This window comes from Streptomyces sp. 15-116A, assembly GCF_025290915.1.
Taxonomy (GTDB): domain Bacteria; phylum Actinomycetota; class Actinomycetes; order Streptomycetales; family Streptomycetaceae; genus Streptomyces.
In genome coordinates this window covers 1-1,399 of record NZ_JAOCQE010000533.1, presented here as the reverse complement: position 1 = coordinate 1,399, position 1,399 = coordinate 1, and the positions used below count along the sequence as shown (strand labels likewise).

Genomic DNA, 1,399 nt, shown 5'->3' with positions numbered 1-1,399 from the left:
CGCGTCCCCGACCACGAGCAGCGGCAGCTTGCGCCCGGCGCCACCGCGCCGGGCCCGGGCATCGCCCACACGAAGGAGGCCCACGCGACCATCGCCGCCCCGGCCGCCGTTCACGCGCGCGGCGCCCGCACGACCGCCGTTCACGGGGTCGGCATCCGCACGACCGCCGTTCACCGGGTCGGCATCCGCACGACCGCCATTCACCCGCCCGGCCTTGGCACGACCGCCGTTCGCACGACCGCCGTCCCCCCGGCCGCCGCCCGCACCGGCACTGTCCGGCCAACTGCCGCTCGCGCAGCAGCCGTTCACCCTCGGCTCGACACCGTTCATCTTCTCGTTCGTCACGTCGCCTCCCCGGTCCGCCCCCCGCCCCCGCCGCGGCCTGCGTCGAGTGCCGCGTCGAACGCTGCGCACAGCATGTGCACCGCCACCAGGTGGAGTTCCTGGACGGTGGCGGAGGACGGGGCCTCGACGCACAGGGACTCGTCGCTGCCCAGCATCAGCGGGTTGGGCGCGGGCCCGGTCATCGCCCACACCCGCAGCCCCGCCGCGCGTGCCGCGTCCGCCGCCGACAGCAGGTTCGCGCTGGCGCCGGACGTGGACAGCAGCATCAGGACGTCGCCGGGGCGGCCGTGGGCGCGGACCTGACGGGCGAACACCGCGTCCACGCCGTAGTCGTTGGCGATCGCGGTGGTGCTCGAGGTGTCCGCGTGCAGGGCGATCGCCGAGAAGGCGGGCCGGTCGTCGCGGTAGCGGCCGACGAGTTCCGCTGTCAGGTGCTGTGCCTGAGCCGCGCTGCCGCCGTTGCCCGCGGCCAGCAGCCGGCCGCCGTGGGTGAGTGTTGGGGCGAGCGCCTCGCCCCAGCGTTCGGTGATACGGGAGGAGACACGGAACGCGCCGAGTGCGTCCTGGAGTTCGTCGCAGTGGCCGGTGACGGGAGGGTGCACGGTCATCAGGCCACCTCTATCGGGATCGCGTGTCCGGTCAGGACCTGCCGGTGGACGTCCTCGACACCGTCGGCGACGCGCCGCCAGGTGTAGTGGGCGAGGACCCGGTCACGTCCCGCCGCGCCGTAGCGGGCGCGCAGCTCCGGCCGGTCGAGGAGTTCGCGTACGGCGGCGGCGACGGCCTCGGGGTCCTCCGGGGTGACGAGCCGCCCGGTGACGCCGTCGGCGACGCTGTCGCGGTGGCCGCCGACGTCGCTGGCGACGACCGGCACACCGCACGCCATCGCCTCCAGCGGCACGATGCCGAACGGCTCGTACACGGGCGTGCACAGCACCAGGTCCGCGCTGCCGATGAGGGCGGGCATGTCGGCGGGGTCGACCGCGCCGGTCATCCGCACCCGGCCGGCGACTCCCGCGCGGTGCGCGAGGTGCCGCAGCCGCCGTGCCTCCTG

The 1,399-nt window shown here is 75.5% G+C and carries 2 protein-coding genes and 1 pseudogene; all 3 read right to left on the bottom strand.

Annotated features, from left to right (window positions below; translation table 11 throughout):
* A pseudogene (locus N4P33_RS35230) lies at positions 1-345 on the bottom strand (hypothetical protein); the annotation flags it as partial.
* Positions 342-953: an SIS domain-containing protein gene (locus N4P33_RS35225; protein WP_260830983.1), complete on the bottom strand. Its 612-nt coding sequence runs from the start codon at positions 951-953 to the stop codon at positions 342-344. The gene N4P33_RS35225 and the pseudogene N4P33_RS35230, both read right to left, overlap by 4 nt.
* Positions 953-1,399, bottom strand: a 447-nt coding sequence (locus tag N4P33_RS35220) for a glycosyltransferase (protein ID WP_260830981.1), incomplete at its 5' end; no start/stop codon positions are given. The genes N4P33_RS35225 and N4P33_RS35220, both read right to left, overlap by 1 nt.

What these genes read in the sequence shown, in the direction of transcription:
- N4P33_RS35225 (WP_260830983.1), bottom strand. Translation starts at nt 953, where the DNA reads ATGACCGTGCACCCTCCCGTCACCGGCCACTGCGACGAACTCCAGGAC.